Source organism: Desulfocurvus vexinensis DSM 17965 (assembly GCF_000519125.1).
GTDB lineage: Bacteria > Desulfobacterota > Desulfovibrionia > Desulfovibrionales > Desulfovibrionaceae > Desulfocurvus > Desulfocurvus vexinensis.
Window position 1 is genome coordinate 488738 of record NZ_JAEX01000001.1, and the last position, 25637, is coordinate 514374.

A 25637-nucleotide genomic window follows, 5' to 3' on the forward strand; every position below is an offset into this window, starting at 1 on the left:
GGCTAGTAGGACAGCACCTTGTCCGCGGCCATGAGCAGTTCGTAGAGTTCGATCTGGGTCGATTTGCGCAGGTAGTCGTCCGCATCCACACCGTGGATGCCCATGCTCTTGCCTCAGGCCAGCAGCACGCCCTCGGACAGGGCGAAGGTCTTGGCCTGCACCGCCAGCCTCAGCGCCTCGCAGTCCCCCGCGCAGTAGTCCACCGCCGGGCCGTCCAGGAAGATGGTCACGTCCTCGTCCTTGTTCAGCAGCAGGTTGGCGAAGCGCAGCGCGTTCCAGCGCGTTTCGGGGTCCGGGCTCGTGACGTGCAGCAGTATTTTCATGGCCTCTCCTTTTCCTGGGATTGGATAGTAAAAACCTATGGCAAAGGCCACGCCGGGTCAAGACGGCGCGGCCGGACGGCGCCGGGCGGGCGCGGGGGCGGGCAGGCGCGGGGGCGGACGCCGTGCGCGAGGCCAGCGGGCGGGCGCCGGGCCGGAGGAGGCGCGGGCGCCGGGCAGGAGAGAAAAAGCCGGGCGCGGGCGGGCGCGGCGCCCGCGCGGGGTCAGGAGCCGGGGGCCGGGGCGGGCGCCGGGGCCGGGGCCGAGGAGGAGAAGCGGCCGCCCAGCAGGTACCAGGTCAGCTTGGCCGTCTCGTTGACCACGCGCACCGCGCTGCCCTGCCTGCTCCACCAGCGCCGGGGGAAGGGCTCGTCGGGCGTGGCCACGGCCAGCACCTGCGTGCCCGGGAAGGCTGCCTCGAAGATCAGCCGCGCGCGCAGCACATGGTAGGGCGAGGTGACCACCAGCAGCGTCTGCGGCGGGCCCTGGGGCCGGGCGCGCAGGGCCTGGGCCAGCAGGGTGGCCTCCTCGGCGGTGCTCTGCACTTCCCGCCCATAGAAGTGGATGGCCGCCTCGGGCACGCCGTGCAGCACCAGCAGGCGGCGGTAGATCTCCTCCTGCGGGGGCAGGTCCACGCCCACCTGGGGCAGCAGGGTGGCCTCGGGGGGCGTCTCGGGGCGCGAGATCCAGACCTCCGGGGCCAGGCCCCGGGCGTAGAGCCGGGCGGCGTGGACGGGGCGGAAATACTGCCCGCCCAGCACGACCATGGCCTCGGCGGAGCGGGGTTCGTCCTGCACGCAGAGCAGCCCGCCGACCACGGCCACGGCCCCGGCCCCGGCCAGCAGCAGCCCCAGGCCCAGGGCCCCCGTGACCATGAACAGCCGCCCTAGAGCGCGGCGCAGGGTGCTTGCGGTCATGCGTTGACTCCGTAGACGGCCTCCACGGCCTGCTTGTAGGCCGCGAAGCGCCCCTGGCGCAGGGCCTGGCGCGCGCCGCGCGCCAGGTCCAGGAAGTAGGCCAGGTTGTGGATGGTGTTCAGCCGGTAGGCGAGCAGCTCGCGGCTGACGTAGAGGTGGCGCAGGTAGGCCCGCGAGAAGGTCCGGCAGGTGGAGCAGGAGCAGGCCGGGTCCAGGGGCGCGTCGTCCTCCTTGTACTCGGCGCGCTTGATGTTCACGCGGCCCTGGGAGGTGAACAGGGTGCCCGTGCGCGCGTTGCGCGTGGGCAGCACGCAGTCGAACATGTCGATGCCCGCCTCGATGCCGTCGAGGATGTCCAGCGGCGTGCCCACGCCCATGAGGTAGCGCGGCTTGCCCTCGGGGAGCAGGGGCGCCGAGTGGCGCAGGATGCGCAGCATCTCGGGCTTGGTTTCGCCAACGGAGAGCCCGCCCAGGGCGTAGCCCTCGAAGGGGATGGCCGAAAGTTCCTCGATGCTGCGCTCGCGCAGGTCCTCGTGGAAGCCGCCCTGGCAGATGCCGAAAAGCAGCTGGCCGCCCCGGCCCGGCTCGTGGAACTCGCGGCAGCGCCGGGCCCAGGCCGTGGTCAGCTCCAGGGCGCGCACCACATAGTCGCGCGGGCTCCCGGCGGCGGCGCACTCGTCGAAGACCATCATGATGTCCGAGCCCAGGTTCTGCTGGATGGAGATGGACTTCTCGGGCGAGAAGAAATGCTTCGAGCCGTCCAGGTGCGAGCGGAATTCCACGCCGTCGGGGGTGATGCGGCGCAGCTCCGAGAGGCTGAAGACCTGGAACCCCCCGGAATCGGTGAGGATCGGCCCATGCCAGCCGTTGAAGCGGTGCAGCCCGCCGCGCCGGGCCACCACCTCGTCGCCCGGGCGCAGGTAGAGGTGGTAGGTGTTGCCCAGGATGATCTGCGCGCCGACCTCGGTCAGGTCGCGCGGGTCCACGCCCTTGACGCTGCCCACGGTGCCCACGGGCATGAAGGCCGGGGTGCGCACCAGCCCGTGGGCGGTTTGCAGCGCGCCCAGCCGGGCGCGGCCCTCGGTGGCGAATACCTGGAAATCGCCCGGGGCGGCCAGGGCGGCCTGCTCCTCGGCGGGGGTCAGAGTCTCTTGCGTGATCACGTCGTCTTCACTCCGCGCTTCGGGCAGATGTCGGCCAGCTCGCAGGCGGCGCAGCGCGGCGAGCGGGCCGGGCAGACCTGGCGCCCGAAGAGCACCAGCATGTGGTTGAAGTCGCCCCAGTCGGGCCGGGGCACCAGGGCCATGAGATCCTTTTCGATACGTGCGGGGTCCTGGCTGCGGGTCAGGCCCAGGCGCCCGGCCAGGCGCCGGACGTGGGTGTCCACGGCGACGCCCTCCTGGAGGCCGAAGGCGTTGGCGAGCACGATGTTGGCCGTCTTGCGGGCCACGCCGGGCAGGGCCGTGAGGTCGGCCATGGCCGCGGGCACCTGGCCGCCGTGGCGCTCCATGAGCAGCCGCGCCGCGCCCACCAGGCTCTTGGCCTTCTGGCGGAAAAACCCCGCCGAATGGATGACCGTTTCCACCTGGGCCGTATCGGCCTGGGCCATGGCCTCGGGGCCGGGCCAGCGGCGGAACAGCTCGGGGGTGATGGCGTTGACGCGGGCGTCGGTGCACTGGGCCGAGAGCATGGTCGCCGCCAGGAGCTGCCAGGGGGTTTCCCAGTGCAGCTCGGAGCGGGGGTCGGGGTAGCGCCGCCTGAGGCGGGCCACGATCTCCAGGGCGCGGTCCTTGGTTTTCATAGGGGTGGCTCGGGGGTCGGGCGCGGCTGTGGCCGCCGCGCCCGGCAGGCGGGACCATACGGACAAACGCCCCCGGGGGCAAGGGGCGGCGCGCGGGGCGGCGCGGGCCCGGCGCCCCGCGCCGTGGCGGCAGAGAGGGGGCGGGGCGCGTGGCCCGGAGGGTGGCCCCGGGAGCACCTGGCTGTCAACTCCGGGTGGACGGCGTTGTCTATTTTGGCTGGTCAATCCATTTGGATTGGACGGAGCGGCTGGCCCGTGCTGCCGGGCGCGCGCAAGGGGGTGGCCTGAAAATCGGCACCCCACAGGCTTGCCAGGGATTTTATGCTCCCGGCCCCGCTTTGGTACGCTCCTTGATATGTCCTGGGCAAGTCTGAACAGGCGGCACGCAGGACGCGACCGCAAGGGGAGGGAAAACCATGGGACATTCCGAGCACTACGAAAGAGCGGCCAACGCGCGCATCCGGCTGATGGCCTTCGCTTTCAATCATAGCAGCGAGATTTCGGCTTGTGACGCCCGGCGCCCCATCTCCCTGGTCAACGTGCACACCGGCGGCGCCCGGCTGCGCAAGCAGCGCGGCGTGGCCTACTGCGGCCTGAACGTGGGCGACAGCGTGGTGCTCGACCTGCGGCTGCTGTCCGAGACCACCAACCTTCAGGGTCGCGTGGTCTGGGCCGCAGGCGAGGACGTGTTCGTGGACTTCGGCACGCCGCTGTCCGTGGGCATGGCCGACCTGCAGAGCGCCATCGGCAACTGAGTGGGTTGGCGGCCGGCAATGGGCTGGCCGCTTGGCCGCCGCGCGGGAATCCCGGACCCGCGCGGCGGCAGCTAAATTTCCCCCCGCCCTGCGGGGGACGGCATTGGCAGGACGGGAGGCATAGGGCCGACCGTCGCCGCATGTCAGGGAATCCCGGACCCGGGCATGCGGCATCTTTGGGCGCCCGTTCACTGGCGCCGCTGCGGCCCGCACAGGATGTGCGGGCCGCCTTTTTTTCGCCGCCGCCCCGGGGGCTGCTAGCCCAGCACCTGGTCGCTGAACTTGCCCACCCCGTATTCGCTGCGCCGGAAGAACCGCTCGGCGGTCGGGCCGATGATCTGCATCTCCGGGTACTTGCGTTGCATGTCCAGGGCGATGCGCATCTCCTTTGTGCAGCCGGTGGAGAACGTCGAGTCCTTGCCGGCCCACACCGGCGGCACCCGGCTGCCCATGAGCTCGAAGCTGCGCTCGATGTCCTGGGCGGTCTGGAAGCGCCAGACCTGGATCATCCCGCTGCGCTGCACCGTCTCCCACATGAACATCAGGTCGTCGGCGTCCATGCCCTCCTCGAAGTGCTCGGCGGGGTTGATGATATAGGCGTGCTCCAGCTTGGCCCGCAGGTCGCGCACGAAGGTGTCCACGACCTTGATGGCCATGGAGGTCTGGCCGGGGATGGAGCCGATGATGGCGCTGTAGAACATCACGGTCTGGCCCTGGGAGCGGGCCTCGCGCATGGCGGCGATGAGTTCCTCGGCCTTGCCCAGCAGCTCGCCCTCGCTGAACTTGACCACCGATTCGGCCTTGGGCTTGAAGCGCAGGCTGAAGGCCCCGTCCTCGTCGCGGTGGAAGCACAGGATGTCGCGGGTGAACTCCTGGGCCGTGCGCAGCAGGCGGCGGTGCTGGGGCTCGCCCTTGGCCAGCACCAGGTCGGCTTCCTTCCAGGCCCGGGCGAAGGTCACGCTGGTGCGGTAGAAGTTCAACTCCTCGCGGGTGCCGTCGGAGATGATCAGCAGCGGGTGCTCGCGCAGGGCGCGCAGGAGGGCGTTCTTGCTGGCGCGGTTGTCCTCCATGAAGTGCGCGCCGTCGAGCTGGCGGTGCAGCACGGGGTCGTGGAAGCGGTCCCAGAAGGTCGGGCCGTCGAAGTGGAAGCCCTCCTTGAGGGCCAGCATGACCCGGTGCCCCTGGCGGATCAGGGTCCGGATGATGCGCAGGTCGAGCATCAGCCCGCCGGAGGTGTCGGGGATGTAGAGGACCTTCAGGCCCTTGTTCCGGCCCCGGGTGAAGGTCTCGGCCAGCAGCCGGGTGGCGCGCTGGTCCTCCAGGTCCTTGTCGCGGATCGTCTCGCAGGCGGCCTGGTAGTAGGGCCCGGTCCACAGCCCGGAAAGGGTGGAAAGGATCATCAGCCGGGTCAGCTCGACCATGTCGAGGTCGAAGCGGAAATCGGACAGGCGGCGGCAGGCCAGGGCGCCGTCGGGGCAGACGTTGAGCATGCGGTCCAGCTCCGGCGACTCCACGGCCTCCTGGGCCTGGGCGTTGTAGCGGGCCTTGATGCCCCGGTAGGGGTCCACCTCGCCGCACAGGGACAGGAAGATGGTGATGAAACGCTTCATCAGCCGCGAGGGGATGATGATCGGCGTGGCCTGGATCATGCGGTACTTGTGGCTGCAAAGGAGCAGGATGCGCTTGCGCAGCGCCCGGTCGCCCACGAAGCGGCGCACCAGCCTCACCAGGGCGACCCACTTCTCGTGGTATTCGCGGCGCAGCCCGGCGTCCATGCGCGAACTGAGCAGCAGCGGCAGGCGCCGGTCGGAGAACGGGCCGTACACCGACTGCTCGTCGGGCAGGGCGACCATGAAGCGGATCTGCTCCGGGGAGGCGTTCTTTTCGGGGTCTATGGCGTGGTCGAGATTGTTCTCGGTCATGAAGTGCAAGAGCCAGGCGTCTAGCCGGGGCGAGCGCCCGTAGCGCAGGTTGGCCACGGAGGTGAAGCCGTAGTCGGGGGTCATTGTCGCTCCTGTGGGTTGCGTTTCTGCCGTGTTTCGCGGGCCACGATACGTGTAAACCGCCAGGAGTTGAATCTTTTTCCGGGGGTTGGCGCCGCCGGAGTTGTGGCCCCCGGGGGGCGTGTGCTATTTTCGGGGCGCACCAGGAACCGTGTCGCCGGATACCCTGCACCGTGAAAACGCATCGCCCCGTTTCCTCCGCCGTTCCGGCCCGCAACGCAGTGCGCCTGGCATTGCTGGCCCTGGCCCTGGCCCTGCTGGCCGTGGCCGGGGGCTGCGCCAAACCGCCCATCGCGGGCTACGAGCCGCAGGGCACGGCCCCGCCCGAGTTGGCCCACCGCGACCCCGGCTCCCTGCCCGCGGGCTGGGGCTACGTGGACGTGACCTGCCGCCAGGGCCAAAGCGACGGTCGCGGCACCCCCGACACCCTCTTCGGCTGCCTGCTCCACGCCCGCGACCAGGGCGAGGGCACCGTCCACCTGCCCCACGGGGTCTACCTCGGCCATGTGGCCGGGTTCATCTCCCAGGCCCTCAAGTACTACCACGTCGAGAAGAATTTCCAGCAGATCTACGGCTGCCGCATCGTGCTGGCCTTCCGCCCGGCCACGGAGCAGGAGCTGGCCGACGCGCGCAGCGGCAGGCTCGGGCGCCTGGGCCTGGGCCTGGCGGGCGAGGTCGTGCTCACCGTGGCGGCGGGCGCGCCGCTCATCCCCATCGTTGCGCCCCTGGCCTTCGTCTTCGAGAGCGTGAGCGAGGACATGCACTTCCAGGAATTCCGGCGCGAGGCCGCGCGCAGCGGGCTGCCCGAGCCCAGCCGACGCGGCGACGAGATCGTGGCCAAGGAGTATTCGCGGCGCTACGGGGAGTACTGGGAGGCCGTGTCCGGCAACGGGAGCTGGGCCGGGGAGGGGCCCGGGCTCTACGTGGTGCAGCACTGCTTCATCCAGCGTGAGGGCGGCAGGCCCCTGTCGCTGGTGTCGGACCCCTAGCGGCTGCCGGGAAACGCCTTTTCCCGGGTCGCTTAGGCAGTGCGTTTGAGGAGCCAGCGGGCCGCTGGTCCGGGCTGCGCGGGGGCGGGTGCGCCGCCGGGGGCGCGGCTGCGGGGAACCGGGGCGGGCGCGCGGTCGTGGCCGCTCAGGGCCGCAGGTAGGCTTCGATGGCGGTGGCGGCGTCCTCTCCGGCGCGCCAGAGGAATTCGCGGCGCATGTCCTGGGCCAGGGCGTCCAGGGCCGGTTCCAGGGACGGGTCGGGCCGGACCACGACCACCCCGTGGCGCTGGATGGCCGCAAGGCTCTGGGCCGCCTCGTGTTCGACCTCAAGCCACAGCCGCTCCTGGGCCCGGGCGGCGGCGTCCAGCAGTGCCGCGCGGTGCCCCGGGGCCAGGGCGTCCAGGGCCTGGGTGTTGATGGTCAGCATGTTCAGCGGGTAGGCTAGGTCCAGGGCCAGGAAGTGGGGCAGGTGCTCCCACAGGGCAACGTCCACGGCCGAGGTCGGCGAGGTCAGCACGGCGTCCACGGCGCCGCCGTGCAGGGCCGAGAGCAGATCGACCCAGGGCAGGTCCACGGGCCGGGCTCCGGCGCGGGCGAAGAACCCGGCCATGGTCGTGTCGTACACGCGCAGGCGCAGCCCGGCCAGATCGGCCATGGTATGCACCGGCCAGCGCGAGAACAGGCCCGACGGCGGCCAGGGCGCGGCCAGCAGCAGCGTCTGGCCCCAGCGGGCGCACAGGGTTTCGTAGAGCGGGCGGCAGCGGTCGTGCAGACGCCTGGCGTCGGCCAGGGAGCGCGCCAGCAGCGGCAGGGTGCTGATGGCGAAAGCCCGCTCCGTGCGCGAGACCTCGCCCATGAGCATGTTGGCCAGGGGCGGGGTGCCGCCGCGCACGGCCTCCAGCAGGTCCGGCCCGCGCAGCCCCGGGACGCCGCCCGGCAGCACCTGGATGCGCACGGCGCCGCCGGTGCTCTCCCGCACCTCGTCGGCCAGGGCCTGGGCGGCGCGGGTATGCAGGCTGTGGGCGGGATAGACGGAGTGCAGGAGCAGGGCGCCTTCCTGCGCGCGGCCCGGGCGGGTGCCGAGGGCCAGGGTCAGGGTTGCGCACAGCAGCGCGGCGAGGATGCGTGTCATGAGACCTCCGGGGCGGGTTCCCGGCCCGCCCGGAACCGCAGTTCCTGGGAAAACCATGCCACGCCTTGGGCGCGGGGTAAAGGGGTGGCTGGCGGTTTTCCGGCGCGCCCGGGGCCCGGGCCGGTGGTCCGGCGCGCCGGGGGGGGGGCGGGCGGTGGCACGTTTTTCGGGCGGCCGCCCGGGGATGGCGGAAGGGCGGGACGGGGGGCGCCGCCCGGATTTCCTCTGCGACACCAGGGGGGACTGCCCGGTGCGCCGCGCGGCAGGCGCCGTTGCGCGCTGCGGCTACGCGGCCCCGCCCTCGGGGCCGGGGCGCACCAGCACGGCCCGGGCCACGGTGTCGGGGTCGATGTCGCGCATGCACTGCTCGCCCCGGCGGCAGCCCCGGCCCCCGTGCAGCGAGCAGGGGCGGCAGGGCAGGGGCGTTTCGATGACCACATCCTGCGGGCCGCTGGGCGCGAAGCCCCAGGCGCGCACCGTGGGCCCGAACAGGGCCACCACCCGCGTGCCCACGGCGGTGCCCAGGTGCATGGGCCCCGAGTCGCCGGTGACCAGGGCCTGGCACTGGGCGAGGATGGCGCAGGTCTGGCGGATGTCCGTGGCGTTGGTCAGGTCCGTGGTGCCCTCGGGCGGGTCCACGGCGAACAGCGGCGCGGGATGCCTGCCGATGACCACCGTCTTCCAGCCGACCATGGCCAGGCGCTGGGCCAGAGACTGCCAGTGGCCCGTGGGCCAGCGCTTGCCCGCGTGGGTGGCGTAGGGGTGCAGGGCGCACACGGGCACGTCGTCGCCCAACCCGGCCACCAGGTCGCGCCCGTAGGCCAGCTCGTCCTCGCGCAGGTGGATCACCGGGCGCAGGGCCTCGCGGGGCGGGGCCTCGCCCAGGACGGCCAGGGCGTAGCGCTGGGGCACGTTCAGGCGCTCCAGGCGCGCGCGCAGCCCCTCGCCGCGCGTCAGCCCGTACAGGCGCCGCTGCACGGCGAACTTGGGGTGGCGCAGCACCGGCCCGCGCCACAGGGCCCCCAGGGCCCGCGAGCGCAGGGTGCCGTGCAGGTCGAGCAGGCCGAAGCCCTCGTGGCGCGCGGCCAGATCGCGGCAGGCCTTGAGCCACGCGGCGCCGCGCAGGGCCCCGGCCTCGGGCAGAACGAGCTTTTTCACGGCGGGCAGCCCCTGCAGGGCCGGGGCGAAGGCCGCGCGGGTCAGGAAGTGGAACTCCCAGCCCAGGGTGGCCCGCAGGTGTTCCAGCACCCCGGTGGTCAGCACCACGTCGCCCAGGGCGCTCAGGCGCACCACCAGCCAGCGGTCGGGCAGGGCCGTCGTCGCGGTCGCGGTCATGGCGTCATCCCCATCTGTGCGGCCACCGAGGCGAAGGCCGCCTCGGGCGTCACGTCGCGCATGCAGCGGTGGTGCCCCAGGGGGCAGGTGCGCGGCCCGTGCAGCGAGCAGGGGCGGCAGGGCAGGTCCGCCTCCAGCACCGTGGAGCGCGGCCCGCGCGGGAAAAAGCCCAGGCGGCGCACCGTGGGCCCGAAGATGGCCGTCACCGGCACGCCCTGGACCCAGGCCAGGTGCATGGGCCCGGAGTCGCCCGTGAGGTAGCAGCCCAGGCCGCCGATATGCGCGGCCAGGTCCGGCAGGGCCAGGGCCCCGCACAGGTCGGCCACGCGCTCGGCCTTGTGCGGGGCGCGGGCGTCGGCCAGTACCTTGCGCGCCAGGGCTTCCTCGCCGGGCCCGGCAAAGAGCGCCACGCGCATCCCGGCGGCCAGGGCCAGCTCCAGCACGCGGGTGAAGTATTCCGGGGGCCACTGCTTGGTGGGCCAGGTGGAGCCGGGGTGGATGCCCAGCACGGGCTCGCCCCCCAGGGAGTGGAGAAAGGCCGCCGCGCGCTCCAGGGCCGGGGCGGGCAGCACCAGCCGGGGCTCGGCCACGGGCGCGAGCCCCAGGGGTTCGGCCAGGCGCAGCAGGCGTTCGATCTCGTCCAGGCGGTGGAAGGCGCGGTCCACGGTGTGGGTGTAGGCGTACTGGTTGAGCAGGGGCCGCGCGTAGCCGATGCGCCGGGGCGCGCTGGACCAGCGGGCCACCAGGGCGCTGCGCAGGCTGGTGTGGGCCGAGATCCACAGATCGAACCGCTCGCGGGCGGCGGCGCGGCCCATGGCGTAGGCCCCGGCCAGCCCGGCCTGCCCGCCGCGCTTGGCAAAGCCGTGCACGCACGCCAGCTCCGGCTGGGCGGCGAAGAGCCCCTCCAGGCCCGCGCGCACGTAGAAATGGATGTCCGCCCCCGGGCAGCCCTGGGCCAGGGTGTGGAGGAGCGGCAGGGTCAGCACCGCGTCGCCCAGAAAGGCCGTGTTCCACAGGGCGATCTTCATGGCCGCTGCCCCCGGGCGCTGGCGCCCCGGGCCAGCAGCCAGTCGGCCACGGCCCCCAGGTCGCGCGCCAGCAGGTGCGGCTGGCCCGGGGCGCGGGGGGCGATCTCCCGCCAGGGGCCGTCGAGCCCGGGCAGGCCCAGGCGCGCGGCGTGGGCCGCGCCCTTGCCCGTGAGCACCAGGATGGCCGCCGCCAGCCCGGCCCCCAGGCCCAGGCCCACGTCGGCGTCCTTGTCGCCGACCATGACCGTGGCGGCGGGGTCCAGGCCCCAGTCGCGGGCCAGGGCCAGCCACAGGCCCGGGGCGGGCTTGCGGCAGGCGCAGTGCTCCTCGGGGGCGTGGGGGCAGTGGACCGCGCCCGCGAGGGTCACGCCGTGCTCCGCCAGCAGCGCCGCCAGCCGGGCCTGCACGGCGCGCTGGTCGGCTTCGGTGAAGTAGCCGCGCCCGATGCCCGACTGGTTGGACGCCAGGTGCAGGCGCAGCCCCGCGCGCGCCAGCCGCGCCAGGGCGGCCCCGGCGCCGGGCAGCAGTTCCACGCCCGCCGGGTCCGCCAGGTAGTGGCGGTCCACGATGACGGTGCCGTCGCGGTCGAGGATGACGTCGGTGATGGGCTTCATGCGCGCTGCCGGATGGAGGGGGCCCCCGGGGGGCGATACCGCCCCTATGTGTGTCATGGCGGCGGTTTCGTCAAGGGACGCAGGGGCCGCACCGGGGCGGCGCCCGGTTGTTCCGCGCCCGGGAAGCCGCGCCGTCAGGGACTTTTGTGCAAATATTGTCTCTTGCGCGGGCTGTGCCGCTTTGGTACATCGGGCCTACGTATGGTGATGGACGAACCCGTGTGCGACGACCCCTTCCCTCCCGGCAGGCGCCCTGACGCGCCGGGTTGCGGCTTGGTGCCCGGAGCCCGCCGCCCGATGCAGGACGTGCGATGCTCGATCTGATCCTCGCCGTGGGGCTGGCCGTGGGTGTCTCCTTTTTCTGTTCGGTGGCCGAGGCTGTGCTGTTGTCGGTACCCTGGAGCCGCATCGAGCAGCTGCGCAAGGCCGGACGCCCCGCGGGCAATATCCTCTACGCCCTGCGCTCGGACGTGGACAGGCCCATCGCCGCCGTGCTGACCCTGAACACCGTGGCCCACACGGTGGGCGCGGCGGTGGCCGGGGCGGCTGCGGCGCGGGTGTTCGGGCCGGAACACATGGCGCTGTTCGCCACGGCCTTCACCGTGGTCGTGCTGGTGTTCTCGGAGATATTGCCCAAGACCATGGGCATCCTCTACGCCGGGCCCCTGGCCGCCGTGCTGGCCAAGCCTTTGCAGATCCTGGTGTGGGTGTTCAGTCCGGTGATCTTCCTGCTGGGGTTCTTGTCCCGGATGCTGCAACGCAAGGCCGCCGGGCCCCGGCACACGGAAGAGGACATCGCCGCGCTGGTCAGCCTCACGCGGCGCTCGGGAGTGCTCAAGGCCTACGAGGAGCGTTCCATCAAGAACATCCTGAGCCTGGACCGCAAGGTGGTGCACGAGATCATGACCCCGCGCACGGTGGTCTTCTCGGTGCCCGCGCAGACCACGGTCAGCCAGGCCCGGGCCCAGGGCAACCTCTGGCCCTACAGCCGGGTGCCGGTGTTTGCCGACGGCGACCCGGAAAACATCGTCGGCGTGGTCTACCGCCGCGAGGTGCTCCAGGCCCAGGCCGAGGACCGCGACGGCCTGCGCATGGCCGACCTGATGAAGCCCGCGCGTTTTGTCCAGGAGAGCTTGACGCTGGACAGGCTGCTGGTAAAATTCCTGGACTCGCGGATGCACCTGTTCATCGTTTTGGACGAGTACGGCGGCGTGGGCGGCGTGGTGTCGCTCGAAGACGTGCTCGAAGAGATACTGGGCAAGGAGATCGTGGACGAGACCGACGAGGTCGTCGATACGCGCGCCCTGGCCCGGCAACGCAGCGAACATCTTGCCGACGGCCCGGATGGCCGCGACGGGAACTGAACCATGGCCAAAAAAAGCAATGCAGGCATCTATGCCGCCGCCCTGGCCCTGCTGGTGGGCGGGCTGGGCTGGCTGATCTTCTCGGGCGTGTCCGAGAGCAGCGTGTATTTCGTCAACGTGTCCGAGGCCCTGGCCCTGCCCGAGGGCGAGCTGAAGAACGCCCGGCTGTTCGGCGTGGTGGACGGGGCGGACCTCATCGGCGGGCCCGGCACCATGGGCGCCACCTTCCGCCTGCTGGACAAGGACGACACCACCCGGGCCATCATGGTCTCCTACTCCGGCGCGGTGCCCGACACCTTCAAGCCCGGGGTGGAGGTCATCGTCGAGGGCGGGCTGGCCCCCGGGGAGCACGCCTTCACCGCGCGCACCCTGATGACCAAATGCCCCTCCAAGTACCAGAAGATCCGCGACGAGGAGAAGGCCGAGCAGGCCCGGACATCCTGACGGCGCCCCCCGGCGCCCGCCTCCGGCCTGCGGGCCGGTTCACCCCGAAAAGAGGAACTCCATGCAGACCCTGGGATTCTTTTGTCTGGTCGCGGCCATGCTCGCCACCCTGGCCGCCGGGGCCGTGGCCGCCTGGGCCGCCCTGGCCGCCCCCGGCGACGACAGCCGCGCGGCATCGGTGCGCTGGGCCGAGCGCGGCCACGGCGTGGCCCTGGCGCTCATCGTGCTGGCCTCGGCGGTGCTGCTGCGCGCCCTGGTCGGCCGCGACTTTTCCTTCCAGTATGTGGCTTCGTACACCGACCAGTTCCTGCCGCTGTTCTACGCCGTGACGGCCTTCTGGGCCGGGCAGGCCGGGTCGTTCCTGTTCTGGCTGCTGTGCGTGGCGGTCATGGGCTGGGTGTTCCTGGCCACGCCCGCCTACCGGCGGCTGTCGCCGCGCGCCAAGGCCCTGTTCTGGCTCATGCACTGCGCGGTGCAGGTCTTCTTCCTGCTGGTGCTCACCGGGCCGACCAACCCGTTTCTGATCCTCTCCCCGGCCCCGGCGGACGGCAACGGCCTGAACCCGCTGCTGCGCAACCCGGGCATGGTCTTCCATCCGCCGCTGCTCTTCATCGGCTACGCGGGCTTCACCGTGCCCGCCTGCCTGGCCCTGGCCGCGTGGCTGGACGGCGACGCCGAGGGCTGGCTCACGGGGGCGCGCAACTGGGCCCTGGTGTCCTGGGCCTTCCTCACGGCGGGCATCGTGCTCGGCGCGTGGTGGGCCTACATGGAGCTGGGCTGGGGCGGCTACTGGGCCTGGGACCCGGTGGAGAACGCCTCGCTGCTGCCCTGGCTGGGGGCCACGGCCTTCCTGCACACGGCGGTGATCCAGGCCCGGCGCGGTTCGTTGCAGCGGTCCAACGTCTTTCTGGCCGTCTTCACGCTGCTGCTGTGCTTTTTTGCCACCTACGTGGTGCGCAGCGGGGTCATCGACTCGCTGCACGCCTTCGGCGACGGCGGCGTGGGCGGGGTGCTCCTGGTGTTCCAGATGGCCCTGGCGGCGGTGGCCGTGGGCGCGCCCCTGCTGGCCTCCAACGCGGGCGCCCGGCCCCTGGACGAATTCCTGTCGCGCCCGGGCTTCCTGGTGGCGGCGGCCTGGCTGCTGCTGGCCACGGCGCTGGTCATCTTCCTGGGCACCATGTGGCCGGTGATCTCGCACCTGTGGAGCCCGAGCCCCGTGGGCCTGGACGCCGGGTTCTACAACCGCGTGTGCCTGCCGCTGTTCACGGCCATGGCCGTGTTCCTGGTCTTCTGCCCCTGGATGGGCTGGAAGGGCGGGGTGCGCGACAAGCGGCTGTTCATCGCCGTGGGCGTCTCGCTCATCCCGGCGGGCATGTTCTTCTACGCCGTGGGCGTGCGCATGGCCCTGCCGCTCATCGCCGCCTCGGCGGCGGTGTCGTGTCTGGCGGGCATCGCGGCGCTGTTTGCCACCCAGGCGCACATGCGCGCCAGCCGCTTCTCGTGGGGCGCGTACGGCGTGCATGTGGGCGTGGCGCTGATGGTCCTGGGCGTGGCCTTCTCGGGGCCCTACGCCCAGAGCGTGGAGGTCCGCCTGGAGCAGGGCGGCTCGGCCAGCCTGAACGGCTACGACTTCACCTACACGGGCGGGCAGGAGTCCTCCACCAACGCCATGGCCAAGTTCCAGGCCGTGGTGGAGGTCAGCCGCGAGGGCCGCGCCGTGGGCACCCTGCGCCCCGAGCGCCGCGTGTACCGCAACTTCGAACGCCAGGCGTTCTCCGAGGTCTCGGTCATCCCGGGCCTGGGCGACGAGCTGTACTCCACCGTGCTGGCCCACGACCAGTCCGGCGCGGCGACCCTCAAGCTGGCGGTGAACCCGCTGGTGAACTGGGTCTGGATCGGCGGGACGATCATGTCCCTCATCCCGTTCATCGCCCTGGGCCGCAGGAGATAGGCCCGTGCTGCTGCGCCTGTCCGAGGTGGCCAAATTCCACGGGCCCAGGCTCGTCTTCCGCAAGCTCTCCTTCGAGCTGGGGGCGGGGCTGGTGCTGCTGGTGGTGGGGCCCAACGGGGCGGGCAAGTCCACGCTGCTGCGCATCATGGCCGGGCTGTCGCGGCCCACGGCGGGCGCCGTGGACCTGGGCTGCCCCGCCGGGGCCGTGGGCTATGTGGGGCACCAGACCTTCATCTACCCGCGCCTGACGGCCCTGGAGAACCTGCGTTTCTGGGCGCGGCTCTACGGGCTGGACGCGGGCGACGCGGCCCTGGCGGCGGCCCTGGAGCGGGTCGGCCTGGAGCGCGCGGCCCACGAGATGGCCGGGAACTTCTCGCGCGGCATGGCCCAGCGGCTGTCCCTGGCGCGGGCCTTCCTGCCGCAGCCGCAGCTGCTGTTCCTCGACGAGCCCGGCACCGGGCTGGACCAGCGCAGCCTGGGCGTGCTGCACGCCGAGATCGCGGCGGCGCGCGGGCGCGGGGCCGCAGTGGTCTGGGTCAGCCACGACGTGGCGGGCGACCTGCCCCGGGCGGACCTGGTGCTGGCCCTGGAGGGCGGCGGCTGCGCCTACTTCGGCCCGGCGCGGGACTTCACGCCCGCCGGGGCCTTGTGCGCGGCGGCGGCGGAGGGCGCGGCATGATCCGCGCGGCGCTGACCATCGCCCGCAAGGACCTGCGCCTGGTGCTCGGCGGCGGGGTGGGGCTGGCCCAGCCGGTGTTGCTGGGGCTTCTGCTCATCTTCGTCTTCAGCCTGTCGCGCCCGCCCGGGGAGCTGGTGCCGGCCCAGGCGGCGGCGGGCATCTTCTGGCTGGCCTCGCTGTTCGCCATGGTGCTGGTGTTCAACACGCTCTACGCCTTGGAGGAGCAGGCCGGGGCGCGGCTGGCCCTGGTGCTGGCGCCGGTGCCGGTCCACGCCGTGTGGCTGGGCAAGGCCCTGGCCGGGCTGGCCCTGCTGCTCATCGCCCAGGCGGTGTTCTTTCCGGCGGCGGTGGCCTTCCTGGGCCAGGGGGTGCGCGGCGGCGCCGGGCAGGCCCTGCTGGGGCTGGCCCTGGCGGACTGGGGCGTGGTGGTGCTCGGCGCGCTGCTGGGCGCCCTGGCCCAGGGTCAGGCCACGCGCGAGTCGCTGCTCACGCTGCTGCTGTTTCCGCTGCTGGTGCCGCTGCTTTTGGCGGGCATCAAGATTTTCGCGGCCTGCTTCGCGGGCGACGGCGCCGAGGTCTCGGCCTGGCTGGGCCTGGCCGGAGCCTTCGACGCCCTGTTCACCGGCGCGGCGCTGATCCTGTTCCCGTTCGTGTATGGCGGGGAGGAGTAGGGAATGTCTTGGTCCTCGCGTGATGCCTTCAATGCTTTGGAGGACGATCTGTTTGCGTTGTCGCGATATATTGCCTTTCAAGAAGATAATTTTTGTGTGTATTCATTGGAACTAGCTAATTTATTGCTTCGGATTGGTTCTGAGGTCGAGGTTTTTACCAAAGCCTGTATGCATGGTTCGTGTGAGGATGAGTGCAACAAGAAAACAAACATTCATGATTATGTCTCGTTTTGGACTAGCGACAACCGGTTTAAACCTAATATACGAATAAGATTGACCTCGTGCGATTTGCTTTTTTCTCCGTGGCAAAGTCTGGAGAGCAAGGAAAGGCCTCCTTGGTGGATATCGTATAATAGCGTAAAGCATAACAGACTTGATGCATATCGTGATGCAAATTTGGGTAATGTCCTGAATGCTGCAGCAGGTTTCTTTTATTTGCTCTTATTTAAAATGGAAATTTTTGATTTTATGAGGGTCGCGGGCTCGGAGCCATGTCGCGGGCTTCGTCTCTTTCGTACAGTTGATTAGGTGCTGAATATGGCGAGTAACCGTTTTTTGAAATTGGTGAGTTAATCTTATCCTTCTTTTGGTGCCCGGGAAAATATTTTTCACGTTACATCCTACTTTGGGTGCTCCGTAGAGAGGGTCATATGAAACTGGCTGTGCTCATCGACGCAGACAACGCCCAGGCCACCAAGGTTGGGGCTCTGCTGGACGAGATCGCCCTCTACGGGGTGGCCAGCGTCAAGCGGGCCTACGGTGACTGGACCACACCCAACCTCAAGGGCTGGAAGGACGTGTTGCATGAGTTCGCCATACAGCCAGTTCAGCAGTTCGCCTATACTCAGGGCAAGAACTCCACGGACGCGGCCATGATTATCGACGCCATGGACCTGCTCCACGCTGGCACATTCGATGGATTCTGCATCGTGTCCAGCGACAGCGACTACACGCGGCTGGCCACGCGCATCCGTGAGCAGGGCTTGACGGTCTACGGCTTCGGGGAGAAGAAAACGCCCAAGCCTTTCGTCCAGGCTTGCGATAAGTTCGTGTATACAGAAATATTGAACAAGGAAGGGCAGATAGGACCGGGGGATGCGATCGCCCGCCCCCTGGACTTCGCCGACAAGCGCGGCCTGGACAAGCAATTGATTGGGGTTCTTAAGGCGGCGGTGGCTGGGCGCTCTAATGATGACGGTTGGAGTCATCTGGCTCCGGTTGGCGACCAGTTGGCCAAGACCATGCCGGACTTCGACCCGCGTAATTATGGCTACTCGAAATTGAGCCAGCTCTTTTCCGCCCTGAAGGCGTTCGAACTGCGCGTGGAGGGCGAGGCGGCCCGGCAGCAAATGTATGTGAGGATCAAACCGGAGTGAGCAGAGTGGGCGCAAATTCGTTGAAACCGGGCGACTGGCAGGCCCCCGTGGCCGTGGCCGCCGCCGTGGCCCTGTGCGCGGCGCAGTATTTCGTGTGGGTCCATGCGCCGGTGGAGCTGACCATGGGCCCGGTGCAGAAGATCTTCTATTTCCACATCGCCCTGGCGTGGTGGGCCCTGTTCAGCTTCTTCGTGGTCTTCGCCGCCGGGGTGGGCTACCTGGCGCGGCGCAGCCCGGGGCTGGACTTCTGGGCCGGGGCCGCCGCCGAGGTGGGCGTGCTGTTCTCGGGGCTGGCCCTGGTGCTGGGCATGCTCTGGGGCCGCGCGGCCTGGGGCGTGTGGTGGACCTGGGACCCCCGGCTGACCACCACGCTGATCATGTGGTTCGTCTACTGCGGCTACCTTGTGCTGCGGGCCTCGGGCATCGGCGGCGAGCGGCGCGCCCTGGTCTGCGCCGTGGTGGGCATCGTGGCCTTCGTGGACGTGCCGCTGGTGTTCCTCTCCGCGCGCATGTGGCGCAGCATCCACCCCTCGGTGCTGGGCCGCCAGGGCGGCGGGCTGGAGCCCGAGATGCTCACGGCCATGTTCGTCTGCCTGGGGGCCTTCGGGCTTTTGTGGCTGGCCGTGACCGGCCTGCGCGCCCGGCAGATGCGCACCGCCGAGGCCCTGGACGCCCTGGCCCGCGAAAACGCCGCCTCGTTTCATTAAGGAATACACGACCCAAGCGACCAACAACGGGGCCGCGCGCCCCGGGGAGTGAATGACATGGACTACCAGACCTACCTGCTTTCGGCCAACGTGGCCGTGTGGCTGGGCATCGGCGGCTACCTGCTGCTGCTGGGCGCCCGCCAGCGGCACATGGAGACGCGCATCATGCAGATGGAGCGGTTGCGCGATGGCGAGTAAGGCACGCACCAAGGCCCCGCGCGACGGCAAGCCCCAGGCCAGCCCGCAGGCCGCCGCCCCCGCCGGGGGCGGCGCCTCCGGCGGCGTGAAACTCGTGGTCGGCTTCGTGGCCGCCGGGCTGGTGGCCATGTTCCTGTGGTCCTTCGCCTACCGGGTGGACAATCCCTCCCTGGTGCAGGCTCCGCGCCAGCCCCAGGCCCAGGCCGACGACCACGACCACGAGCAGCAGGGCGACGAGGCGGGCATGAAGATGATCGCCACCCTCATGCAGCGCCTGCAGGAAAACCCCAACGACGTGGACACCCTGGCCATCCTGGGCGAGCAGTTCATGCGCATGCAGCAGTGGGAGCGGGCCAGCCAGCTCCTGGAGCGCGCCCTGGTTGTGGCCCCGGGCAATATCGATGTCCTGAGCATGCTGGGGATCTGCGACTTCAACCGCGAGAAGTACCGCGAGTCCGCCGACAAGTTCGAGACCATCCTTGAACTGGCGCCGCAGAACATGATGGCCCGCTACAACCTGGGCATCCTCTACGGGCACTTCCTGAAAGACGCGGCCAAGGCCCGGGAGTTCCTCCAGGCCGTGGCCGATGCGCCCGACGTGGACGAGCAGACCCGCCAGCAGGCCCGCGACGAGATTGCGAACCTGAAGTAGGCCGCAGGCCGGGCCGTAGGCCGGGCCGCAGGCCGGGCCGCAGGACCGGGCCACAGGCTGGGCCGAGGCCAGAGCCTGGGCGCGCCTGGCCTCCGCCCGCCCGGCTCCCGGGCGGCGGGCCGCCCCACGGCCCGTAGGGCTGCCCGCGTGGCCCCGGGTCCGCCCGCCCGGGGTCGCGTCCGCACCTGTCCGTGCGCCTGCGCGCACCCGGGCCGGGGCCGGGAAGGCGTTGCCGGGCCGTCACTTCGGGGCAAACGATTTGACATGCAACCTTGGTTCGTGGCACTTGTTTGCCTTGCGATTGAAAAGCCTCCCGGCGGCGCGCCTCCCCGCGCTTGCGCCCCCGGGCGGCCCGGCAAGGGGCGTCGGCATCCGCCCGCCCGCCAAACTTTATCCGTGGAGGTTCCCATGAAATTTGGATGGTCCAAAGCTGTCCTGCTGGCCTGCGTGATCGCCCTGATGAGCGCTCCCGCCTACGCGAAAACCATCAAGATCGCCTGCGCCTCGCCCTTCTCGGGCCCGGCGGCGGCCTACGGCGACAACGTCAAGGCCGGCGTGACCATGAAGGTGGAAGAGATCAACGCCGCCGGCGGCATCGGCGGCGCCCAGGTCGAGGTCGTGTGGATGGACGAGCTGTGCGACCCCAAGGAAGCCAACACCGTGGCCTCCAAGATCGCGCGTGACGAGGAGATCGTGGGCATCGTCGGCCACCTGTGCTCCTCGGCCCACCTGGCCGCCCTGCCCACCTACACCCGCACGGGCATCGCCGCCATCTCCCCCACCGCCACCAACGTCGCCATTTCCGACCAGAACAAGGACCGCAAGGGCCTGGTGTGGTCGTTCCGCGATGTGTACCGCGACGATTTCCAGGGCAAGTTCCTGGCGCGCTACGCCAAGGAAGTCCTGAACGTGACCAAGGTCGCCGTGTTCTACGAGAACAACGACTACGGCATCGGCCTCAAGGACGCCTTCGTGGGCGAAGCCAAGGCCCTGGGCCTGTCCATCGTCGGCGAGGAAGCCTACGTCAAGGGCACCCCGGACTTCACCCCGCAGTTGACCAAGCTCAAGGCCGCCGAGCCCGACGGCATCTTCCTGTCCGGCTACTACAACGAGGGCGCGCTCATCGCCTCCCAGGCCAAGAAGATCGGCCTGGACGTGCTGAAGTTCGGCGCCGACGGCTTCGACAACATGGACTACATCAAGCTGGCTGGCGACGCCGCCGAGGGCACCTACATCACCACGCCCTTCCTGGCTTCCGAGGCCGGTCCCGAGGCCCAGAAGTTCCTGGCGGACTTCAAGGCCCGCTACAACCGCGATGTTGACTACATGAGCGCCAACGCTTATGACGCCGCTGGCATCCTTCTGCTGGCCATCGAAAAGGCCGGGGCCGACCGCGCCAAGATCCGCGAGTACATGGCCGGGATGAACAGCCCCGAGAAGGGCTACACCGGCGTGTCCGGCCTGACCTACTTCGACGAGCACGGCGACGCCCAGAAGCCCGCCTTCGTGAAGGTGGTCAAGAACGGGGAGATGCTCCCCGCCCAGCAGCTCAAGTAGCCGCGATACCGTAGGAAGTGACCATGAAACAGGCTGGGCTCGGTTCCAGCCTGTTTCTTCATTTTCACCTGCAACCCGCATCTGCCTCCCTTGGGCGCCGCTCCTCCCGACCCTGCGGCCCCTTGGCGACACCGGGGAGTGACCCGTGCTCGAACAGCTTCTCCCGCAACTGGTCAACGGCCTGACGCTGGGCGTGATCTACGCGCTCATCGCCGTGGGCTACACCATGGTCTACGGCGTCATCGAGCTGATCAACTTCGCCCACGGCGAGGTCTACATGTTCGGCGCCTTCTTGTGCGTGACGTTCATCACCGCCGTGGGCATGCCCTTCTACCTGGCCATCGTGGCGGCCATGCTCTGCTGCGCGGCCATCGGCATGTTCCTGGACCTGGTGGCCTACAAGCCCCTGCGCAAGGCCCCGCGCCTGGCGGCGCTCATCACGGCCATCGGCATGTCCATCTTCTTGCAGAACCTGGCCATGGTCATCTGGGGCAGCCGCCCGCTGCCCTTCGTGCAGGAGGCCGTGCCCGCCTATCTGAACGAGACGGCCCTGTCCTTCTCCGGGGTCTACCTGACCTGGTTGCAGCTGTTCATCTTCGGCGTGACCACGACCATGATGATCGGGTTGATGCTCATCATCACCCGCACGCGCATCGGCACGGCCATGCGCGCCCTGGCCCAGAACAAGACTGCGGCCTCGCTCATGGGCATCAACGTCAACTTCGTCATCGCCTTCACCTTCGCCCTGGGCTCGGCCATGGGCGCTGTGGCGGGCATCCTGGTGTCGGTCTACTACAACTCGCTGTACCCGACCATGGGCTACGTGGCGGGGGTCAAGGCCTTCGCGGCGGCGGTGCTGGGGGGCATCGGCTCGGTGCCGGGGGCCATGCTGGGGGGCATCGTGCTCGGCGTGGCCGAGGCCCTGGGCGCGGGCTACGTGTCGTCGCTGTACCGCGACGGCGTGGCCTACGCGGTCATGATCGCGGTGATCATTTTCCGACCCTCGGGCCTGCTCGGCAAGGCCGTCATCGACAAGGCCTAGGAGGACGGACATGGGCAAATTCAAACCGCTTCTCGGCGTCCTGGCCGTGGGGCTGGCGGCCTACCCGCTGCTGCCCTTCGCCAACGAGTATCTGCTGCACGTCATGACCCTGGTCATGATCTACATGGTCCTGGCCATGGGCCTGAATATCGTGCCTGGCTTCTGTGGCCTGCTGGACCTGGGCTTCGTCGGCTTCTACGGCATCGGCGCCTATACGGCGGGCCTGCTCACGGTGCACTACGGCGTGAGCTTCTGGCTCATCGTGCCCCTGGCGGCCTTGAACGGCGCGCTGTGGGGCGTTTTGCTCGGCGCGCCGACTCTGCGCCTGACCGGCGACTATTTCGCCATCGTCACCTTCGGCTTCTCGGAGCTGGTGGTGCTGTTCTTGACCAACGAGATCTGGCTCACGCGCGGGCCCCTGGGCCTGCCGGGCATCGATCCGGTGAACGTGAACCTGGAGTTCCTGAACCCGGACTGGTTCTGGGAGTTCCAGGGCGAGGTGCCCTATTTCTACCTCGCCGTGCTCATGGTCCTGCTGGTCTATTTCGTGCTGCGCCGGGTGGAGGATTCGCGCCTGGGCCGGGCCTGGTTCGCCATCCGCGAGGACCCGCTGGCCGCAGCCAGCTGCGGGGTGGACATCCTGACCTACAAGGTCATCGCCTTTGCCATCTCGGCGGGCATCGGCGCCGTGGGCGGCGCGTTCTTCGCCCGCTGGCAGCTGTTCCTCTCGCCGGACATGTTCAAGTTCTGGGAGTCGTTCCTGGTTCTTTGCATGGTGGTGCTGGGCGGGCTGGGCAACATCCACGGCGCGCTCATCGGCGCGGTGATCATGGTCTGCCTGGGCGAGGTGCTGCGCGAGGTGCTCTACGTGGCCGGGCTGCCGCCCGAGGTGCGCTTCCTGTTCTACGGGCTGATCATGGTCCTTATCATGCGCTTCAAGCCCGCAGGGTTCTTCCCGGCCATCGCGGCCACGGCCAAGAGCAACCCGCTGCTGGTGGCCCTGGCCGCGCGCATCGAAAAGACGTACGGAGGGCGCCGTGAATCCCATTCTTAAGATCGACGGCGTGACCAAGCGCTTCGGCGGCCTGCTGGCGTTGAGCGACGTGGAATTCGAGGTGCGCCGGGGCGAGATCATGGGCCTCATCGGGCCCAACGGCGCGGGCAAGACCACCATGTTCAACTGCATCGCCGGGGTCTACGAGCCCACCGAGGGCCGGGTGGTTTTCGAGGCCGAAGAGGGCGCACCCAGGCAGACCAACGGCTTCAAGCCCGAGCGCATCACTGCCCTGGGCATCGCGCGGACCTTCCAGAACATCCGCCTGTTCTCGGAGCTGACGGTGCTGGACAACGTGCGCATCGGCTGCCACTGCCGCAGCCGGTCCAACTTCTTCGGGGCCGTGCTGCGCACCCGGGCCCAGCGCCGCGAGGAGGCCGAGATCATCGACCGCGCCATGCGCTGGCTGGACTTCGTCGGCCTGGGGCCCCAGGCCCTGGCCCGGGCCAGCGCCCTGTCCTACGGCAACCAGCGCCGCCTGGAGATCGCCCGTGCCCTGGCCACCGGGCCGCGGCTGCTCATGCTCGACGAGCCCGCCGCAGGCATGAACCCCCAGGAGACGCGCATGCTGGTGGACCTGATCCACGCCATCCTGGCCGAGGGCATCACCGTGGTGCTCATCGAGCACGACATGAAACTGGTCATGAAGATCTGCAACCGCTTGGTGGTGCTCGACCACGGCATGAAGATCGCCGACGGCGCACCCGAGGAGGTCCGGGGCGACGAGCGGGTCATCGAGGCCTATCTGGGACGGGGGGCGGCCCATGCTTAAGGTTGACGCCATCCACACCTACTACGGCAGCATCCATGCCTTGAAGGGCGTGAGCCTGGCCATCGCCGAGGGCGAGATCGTGACGCTCATCGGCGCCAACGGCGCGGGCAAGTCCACCACGCTCATGAGCATAAGCGGCGTGACCCAGCCCCGCCAGGGGAGCATCGAATTCCTGGGCCAGGACATCACCCGCCAGCCCTCCAACCGCATCGTGGCCATGGGCTTGACCCAGGTGCCCGAGGGGCGGATGATCTTCCCGGGGCTGACCGTGCGCGAGAACCTGCGCATGGGCGGCTACCTGCGCCGCGACAAGGACGGCATGCGCCGCGACGAGGCCATGATCTTCGACCTGTTCCCCATCCTGCGCGAGCGCCACAAGCAGGCCGGGGGCACCCTGTCGGGCGGCGAGCAGCAGATGCTGGCCATCGGCCGCGCGCTCATGGCCCGGCCCCGGCTGTTGCTGCTCGACGAACCGTCCCTGGGCCTGGCGCCCATCGTGGTGGAGAACATCTTCCGCGTGATCCAGAAGATCAACGACACCGGAACCACCGTGCTGCTGGTGGAGCAGAACGCGCAGATGGCCCTGGCCATCGCCCACAGGGGGTACGTCCTGGCCACCGGCGAGGTGATCATGGAAGGCTCGGCCCAGGCGCTGTTGCGCGACCCCAAGGTGCGCAAGGCCTACCTGGGCGAGGACTAGGACCCGGCAGAACCGCAAGCCCGGCCCGCGCGCCGGATGGAGAAGACGCCCATGGACAAGATCGCGCATGACGGACTGACCTTCGACGACGTGCTGCTGCTTCCGGCCTATTCGGAAGTGCTGCCCGACGAGGTGGACGTGAGCACCTGGCTCACCCCGGGCCTGAAGCTGAACATTCCGCTCATCAGCGCGGCCATGGACACGGTCACCGAGTCCGAAATGGCCATCGCCATGGCGCGCCAGGGCGGGGCGGGCGTCGTGCACAAGAACCTGTCCATCGAGCGCCAGCGCCTGGAAGTGGAGAAGGTCAAGAAGTCCGAGAGCGGCATGATCATCGACCCGGTGACCATTCCGCCGGACATCACCGTGGGCCAGGCCCTGCGCGTCATGGGCGAGTACAAGATCTCCGGGCTGCCCGTGGTCAAGGAAGGCCGTCTGGTGGGCATCCTGACCAACCGCGACGTGCGCTTCGTGTCCGACCCCGACATCCTGGTGCGCGACGTGATGACCCACGAGCGCCTGGTCACCGTGCCCCAGGGCACGACCCTGGAGCAGGCCAAGGCCCACCTGCACGAGAACCGCATCGAGAAGCTCCTGGTGGTGGACGAGAACAACACCCTCAAGGGCCTGATCACCATCAAGGACATCGAGAAGATCCGCAAATACCCCATGGCCTGCAAGGACGACCTGGGGCGGCTGCGCGTGGGTGCGGCCATCGGCGTGGGCGGCGACCGCGACGCCCGGGCCGAGGCCCTGCTCTCCGCCGGGGCGGACTTCCTGGTGCTCGACTCGGCCCACGGCCATTCGGCCAACATCCTGCGCTCGGTGGCGGCGGTGAAGGCGGCCTTCCCGGGCTGCCAGCTGGTGGCGGGCAACGTGGCGACCTACGAGGGCGCCAAGGCGCTCATCGAGGCCGGGGCCGACGCCGTGAAGGTCGGCATCGGGCCGGGCTCCATCTGCACCACCCGCGTGGTGGCGGGCGTGGGCGTGCCGCAGATCACGGCCATCATGGAGGCCCGGCGCGCCTGCGCCGAGGCCGACCGCTGCCTCATCGCCGACGGCGGCATCAAGTTCTCCGGCGATATCGTCAAGGCCCTGGCCTGCGGGGCGCAGACGGTGATGATGGGCTCCATGCTCGCCGGCACCGACGAGAGCCCGGGCGAAACCATCCTCTACCAGGGCCGCACCTACAAGATCTACCGCGGCATGGGCTCCATCGACGCCATGCGCGAGGGCAGCTCGGACCGCTACTTCCAGGAGAAGCAGGCCGCCGAGGACCGCCGCGACCAGGACTGCGCCCCGCGCAAGCTCTCCAGCGAGTCCAAGAAGCTCGTGCCCGAGGGCATCGTGGGCCGCGTGCCCTACAAGGGCCCGGTCATGGACACCCTCTACCAGCTCCTGGGCGGGCTGCGCTCGGGCATGGGCTACACCGGCTGCGGCAGCCTGCCCGAGCTGGCCATCAAGACCCGCTTCACGCGCATCTCCACTGCGGGCCTGCGCGAGAGCCATGTCCACGACGTGATCATCACCAAGGAAGCGCCCAACTACCGGGTGGACTCCTACTAACCGCAGCACA

At 69.8% G+C, this 25637-nt stretch carries 27 protein-coding genes; 18 read left to right on the forward strand and 9 right to left on the reverse strand.

All coding sequences use genetic code 11. The features are described 5' to 3' along the window. Positions 1 to 2: 2 nt before the first annotated feature. The 4 genes from G495_RS0102220 to nth form a co-directional block, all read right to left on the reverse strand. Positions 3 to 323, reverse strand: coding sequence for a DsrE family protein (locus G495_RS0102220; RefSeq protein ID WP_281171679.1), 321 nt, complete (start codon positions 321 to 323; stop codon positions 3 to 5). A gap of 221 nt (positions 324 to 544) precedes the next feature. After that, complete coding sequence (locus G495_RS17160; protein ID WP_051444973.1) at positions 545 to 1237, reverse strand: YdcF family protein; 693 nt, start codon at positions 1235 to 1237, stop codon at positions 545 to 547. Continuing rightward, positions 1234 to 2355 carry a tRNA guanosine(34) transglycosylase Tgt gene (gene tgt, locus G495_RS21525; RefSeq protein ID WP_028586472.1) on the reverse strand — a complete coding sequence of 374 codons (1122 nt, stop codon included), beginning with the start codon at positions 2353 to 2355 and terminating at the stop codon, positions 1234 to 1236. The genes G495_RS17160 and tgt overlap by 4 nt, the downstream gene beginning before the upstream one ends. 41 nt (positions 2356 to 2396) lie before the next feature. Further along, positions 2397 to 3038 (reverse strand): endonuclease III, encoded by a 642-nt coding sequence (gene nth, locus G495_RS21530; protein ID WP_028586473.1) that lies wholly within the window; start codon positions 3036 to 3038, stop codon positions 2397 to 2399. A 416-nt stretch (positions 3039 to 3454) separates the two neighbouring features. Here nth and G495_RS0102240 point away from each other — a divergent pair, with 416 nt between their 5' ends. Then, positions 3455 to 3793, forward strand: a complete 339-nt coding sequence (locus G495_RS0102240; RefSeq protein WP_028586474.1) for a hypothetical protein — start codon at positions 3455 to 3457, stop codon at positions 3791 to 3793. A 257-nt stretch (positions 3794 to 4050) separates the two neighbouring features. Here G495_RS0102240 and G495_RS0102245 read toward each other — a convergent pair whose 3' ends face one another. Next, complete coding sequence (locus G495_RS0102245; RefSeq protein WP_028586475.1) at positions 4051 to 5799, reverse strand: ARMT1-like domain-containing protein; 1749 nt, start codon at positions 5797 to 5799, stop codon at positions 4051 to 4053. 218 nt (positions 5800 to 6017) lie between these two features. Here G495_RS0102245 and G495_RS0102250 point away from each other — a divergent pair, with 218 nt between their 5' ends. Then, positions 6018 to 6785 (forward strand): hypothetical protein, encoded by a 768-nt coding sequence (locus G495_RS0102250; protein WP_156939544.1) that lies wholly within the window; start codon positions 6018 to 6020, stop codon positions 6783 to 6785. Positions 6786 to 6930: 145 nt separating this feature from the next. On the opposite strand, the gene G495_RS17165 is transcribed toward G495_RS0102250, so the two are convergent. The 4 genes from G495_RS17165 to G495_RS0102270 form a co-directional block, all read right to left on the reverse strand. After that, positions 6931 to 7917, reverse strand: a complete 987-nt coding sequence (locus G495_RS17165; protein WP_051444974.1) for a TRAP transporter substrate-binding protein — start codon at positions 7915 to 7917, stop codon at positions 6931 to 6933. A 285-nt stretch (positions 7918 to 8202) separates the two neighbouring features. After that, on the reverse strand, positions 8203 to 9252 hold the full coding sequence (locus G495_RS0102260; protein ID WP_035250495.1) for a glycosyltransferase family 9 protein: 1050 nt from the start codon (positions 9250 to 9252) through the stop codon (positions 8203 to 8205). Beyond that, on the reverse strand, positions 9249 to 10280 hold the full coding sequence (locus G495_RS0102265) for a glycosyltransferase family 9 protein (protein WP_028586478.1): 1032 nt from the start codon (positions 10278 to 10280) through the stop codon (positions 9249 to 9251). Before G495_RS0102265 ends, G495_RS0102260 begins: the two co-directional genes overlap by 4 nt. Next, entirely contained in the window at positions 10277 to 10894 is a 618-nt protein-coding gene (locus tag G495_RS0102270) for a D-glycero-alpha-D-manno-heptose-1,7-bisphosphate 7-phosphatase (RefSeq protein WP_028586479.1), read from the reverse strand. Before G495_RS0102270 ends, G495_RS0102265 begins: the two co-directional genes overlap by 4 nt. 311 nt (positions 10895 to 11205) lie before the next feature. Here G495_RS0102270 and G495_RS0102275 point away from each other — a divergent pair, with 311 nt between their 5' ends. The 16 genes from G495_RS0102275 to guaB all read left to right on the forward strand — a co-directional run bounded on the left by G495_RS0102275 (position 11206) and on the right by guaB (position 25627). Beyond that, the gene (locus G495_RS0102275; RefSeq protein WP_028586480.1) at positions 11206 to 12258 is read left to right on the forward strand and encodes a hemolysin family protein; all 1053 of its coding nucleotides are present in this window, start codon (positions 11206 to 11208) and stop codon (positions 12256 to 12258) included. 3 nt (positions 12259 to 12261) lie between these two features. Then, positions 12262 to 12702: a cytochrome c maturation protein CcmE gene (locus G495_RS0102280; RefSeq protein ID WP_028586481.1), complete on the forward strand. Its 441-nt coding sequence runs from the start codon at positions 12262 to 12264 to the stop codon at positions 12700 to 12702. A 61-nt stretch (positions 12703 to 12763) separates the two neighbouring features. Next, positions 12764 to 14653, forward strand: coding sequence for a heme lyase CcmF/NrfE family subunit (locus tag G495_RS0102285; RefSeq protein ID WP_028586482.1), 1890 nt, complete (start codon positions 12764 to 12766; stop codon positions 14651 to 14653). A 4-nt stretch (positions 14654 to 14657) separates the two neighbouring features. Beyond that, positions 14658 to 15332, forward strand: a complete 675-nt coding sequence (ccmA, locus tag G495_RS0102290; protein ID WP_028586483.1) for a heme ABC exporter ATP-binding protein CcmA — start codon at positions 14658 to 14660, stop codon at positions 15330 to 15332. Beyond that, positions 15329 to 16003 (forward strand): heme exporter protein CcmB, encoded by a 675-nt coding sequence (locus tag G495_RS0102295; protein WP_028586484.1) that lies wholly within the window; start codon positions 15329 to 15331, stop codon positions 16001 to 16003. The genes ccmA and G495_RS0102295 overlap by 4 nt, the downstream gene beginning before the upstream one ends. A gap of 3 nt (positions 16004 to 16006) precedes the next feature. Beyond that, positions 16007 to 16531 carry a hypothetical protein gene (locus tag G495_RS21535; RefSeq protein WP_156939546.1) on the forward strand — a complete coding sequence of 175 codons (525 nt, stop codon included), beginning with the start codon at positions 16007 to 16009 and terminating at the stop codon, positions 16529 to 16531. 122 nt (positions 16532 to 16653) lie between these two features. Continuing rightward, positions 16654 to 17379, forward strand: coding sequence for an NYN domain-containing protein (locus G495_RS0102300; protein WP_028586485.1), 726 nt, complete (start codon positions 16654 to 16656; stop codon positions 17377 to 17379). Positions 17380 to 17384: 5 nt separating this feature from the next. Further along, positions 17385 to 18086: a cytochrome c biogenesis protein CcsA gene (gene ccsA, locus G495_RS0102305; RefSeq protein ID WP_245588345.1), complete on the forward strand. Its 702-nt coding sequence runs from the start codon at positions 17385 to 17387 to the stop codon at positions 18084 to 18086. 57 nt (positions 18087 to 18143) lie between these two features. Beyond that, positions 18144 to 18284 (forward strand): CcmD family protein, encoded by a 141-nt coding sequence (locus G495_RS20810; protein WP_084457760.1) that lies wholly within the window; start codon positions 18144 to 18146, stop codon positions 18282 to 18284. After that, positions 18274 to 18936, forward strand: a complete 663-nt coding sequence (locus G495_RS17170; RefSeq protein ID WP_051444975.1) for a tetratricopeptide repeat protein — start codon at positions 18274 to 18276, stop codon at positions 18934 to 18936. Before G495_RS20810 ends, G495_RS17170 begins: the two co-directional genes overlap by 11 nt. Positions 18937 to 19344: 408 nt before the next feature. Continuing rightward, positions 19345 to 20493: an ABC transporter substrate-binding protein gene (locus G495_RS0102320; RefSeq protein WP_035250497.1), complete on the forward strand. Its 1149-nt coding sequence runs from the start codon at positions 19345 to 19347 to the stop codon at positions 20491 to 20493. Between the two features lie 145 nt (positions 20494 to 20638). After that, positions 20639 to 21535 (forward strand): branched-chain amino acid ABC transporter permease, encoded by an 897-nt coding sequence (locus G495_RS0102325; RefSeq protein ID WP_028586488.1) that lies wholly within the window; start codon positions 20639 to 20641, stop codon positions 21533 to 21535. Positions 21536 to 21545: 10 nt separating this feature from the next. Beyond that, on the forward strand, positions 21546 to 22589 hold the full coding sequence (locus G495_RS17175) for a branched-chain amino acid ABC transporter permease (RefSeq protein WP_051444976.1): 1044 nt from the start codon (positions 21546 to 21548) through the stop codon (positions 22587 to 22589). After that, the gene (locus G495_RS0102335; RefSeq protein WP_028586489.1) at positions 22573 to 23361 is read left to right on the forward strand and encodes an ABC transporter ATP-binding protein; all 789 of its coding nucleotides are present in this window, start codon (positions 22573 to 22575) and stop codon (positions 23359 to 23361) included. The genes G495_RS17175 and G495_RS0102335 overlap by 17 nt, the downstream gene beginning before the upstream one ends. Further along, positions 23354 to 24061, forward strand: coding sequence for an ABC transporter ATP-binding protein (locus tag G495_RS0102340; protein ID WP_028586490.1), 708 nt, complete (start codon positions 23354 to 23356; stop codon positions 24059 to 24061). Before G495_RS0102335 ends, G495_RS0102340 begins: the two co-directional genes overlap by 8 nt. Before the next feature lie 51 nt (positions 24062 to 24112). Beyond that, positions 24113 to 25627, forward strand: a complete 1515-nt coding sequence (gene guaB, locus G495_RS0102345; RefSeq protein ID WP_028586491.1) for an IMP dehydrogenase — start codon at positions 24113 to 24115, stop codon at positions 25625 to 25627. Positions 25628 to 25637: the final 10 nt, after the last annotated feature.

What these genes read in the sequence shown, in the direction of transcription:
- G495_RS17160 (WP_051444973.1), bottom strand. Translation starts at nt 1,237, where the DNA reads ATGACCGCAAGCACCCTGCGCCGCGCTCTAGGGCGGCTGTTCATGGTC.
- nth (WP_028586473.1), bottom strand. Translation starts at nt 3,038, where the DNA reads ATGAAAACCAAGGACCGCGCCCTGGAGATCGTGGCCCGCCTCAGGCGG.
- G495_RS0102240 (WP_028586474.1), top strand. Translation starts at nt 3,455, where the DNA reads ATGGGACATTCCGAGCACTACGAAAGAGCGGCCAACGCGCGCATCCGG.
- G495_RS0102245 (WP_028586475.1), bottom strand. Translation starts at nt 5,799, where the DNA reads ATGACCCCCGACTACGGCTTCACCTCCGTGGCCAACCTGCGCTACGGG.
- G495_RS17165 (WP_051444974.1), bottom strand. Translation starts at nt 7,917, where the DNA reads ATGACACGCATCCTCGCCGCGCTGCTGTGCGCAACCCTGACCCTGGCC.
- G495_RS0102260 (WP_035250495.1), bottom strand. Translation starts at nt 9,252, where the DNA reads ATGACCGCGACCGCGACGACGGCCCTGCCCGACCGCTGGCTGGTGGTG.
- G495_RS0102265 (WP_028586478.1), bottom strand. Translation starts at nt 10,280, where the DNA reads ATGAAGATCGCCCTGTGGAACACGGCCTTTCTGGGCGACGCGGTGCTG.
- G495_RS0102270 (WP_028586479.1), bottom strand. Translation starts at nt 10,894, where the DNA reads ATGAAGCCCATCACCGACGTCATCCTCGACCGCGACGGCACCGTCATC.
- G495_RS0102275 (WP_028586480.1), top strand. Translation starts at nt 11,206, where the DNA reads ATGCTCGATCTGATCCTCGCCGTGGGGCTGGCCGTGGGTGTCTCCTTT.
- G495_RS0102280 (WP_028586481.1), top strand. Translation starts at nt 12,262, where the DNA reads ATGGCCAAAAAAAGCAATGCAGGCATCTATGCCGCCGCCCTGGCCCTG.
- G495_RS0102285 (WP_028586482.1), top strand. Translation starts at nt 12,764, where the DNA reads ATGCAGACCCTGGGATTCTTTTGTCTGGTCGCGGCCATGCTCGCCACC.
- G495_RS0102295 (WP_028586484.1), top strand. Translation starts at nt 15,329, where the DNA reads ATGATCCGCGCGGCGCTGACCATCGCCCGCAAGGACCTGCGCCTGGTG.
- G495_RS21535 (WP_156939546.1), top strand. Translation starts at nt 16,007, where the DNA reads ATGTCTTGGTCCTCGCGTGATGCCTTCAATGCTTTGGAGGACGATCTG.
- G495_RS0102300 (WP_028586485.1), top strand. Translation starts at nt 16,654, where the DNA reads ATGAAACTGGCTGTGCTCATCGACGCAGACAACGCCCAGGCCACCAAG.
- G495_RS20810 (WP_084457760.1), top strand. Translation starts at nt 18,144, where the DNA reads ATGGACTACCAGACCTACCTGCTTTCGGCCAACGTGGCCGTGTGGCTG.
- G495_RS17170 (WP_051444975.1), top strand. Translation starts at nt 18,274, where the DNA reads ATGGCGAGTAAGGCACGCACCAAGGCCCCGCGCGACGGCAAGCCCCAG.
- G495_RS0102320 (WP_035250497.1), top strand. Translation starts at nt 19,345, where the DNA reads ATGAAATTTGGATGGTCCAAAGCTGTCCTGCTGGCCTGCGTGATCGCC.
- G495_RS17175 (WP_051444976.1), top strand. Translation starts at nt 21,546, where the DNA reads ATGGGCAAATTCAAACCGCTTCTCGGCGTCCTGGCCGTGGGGCTGGCG.
- G495_RS0102340 (WP_028586490.1), top strand. Translation starts at nt 23,354, where the DNA reads ATGCTTAAGGTTGACGCCATCCACACCTACTACGGCAGCATCCATGCC.
- guaB (WP_028586491.1), top strand. Translation starts at nt 24,113, where the DNA reads ATGGACAAGATCGCGCATGACGGACTGACCTTCGACGACGTGCTGCTG.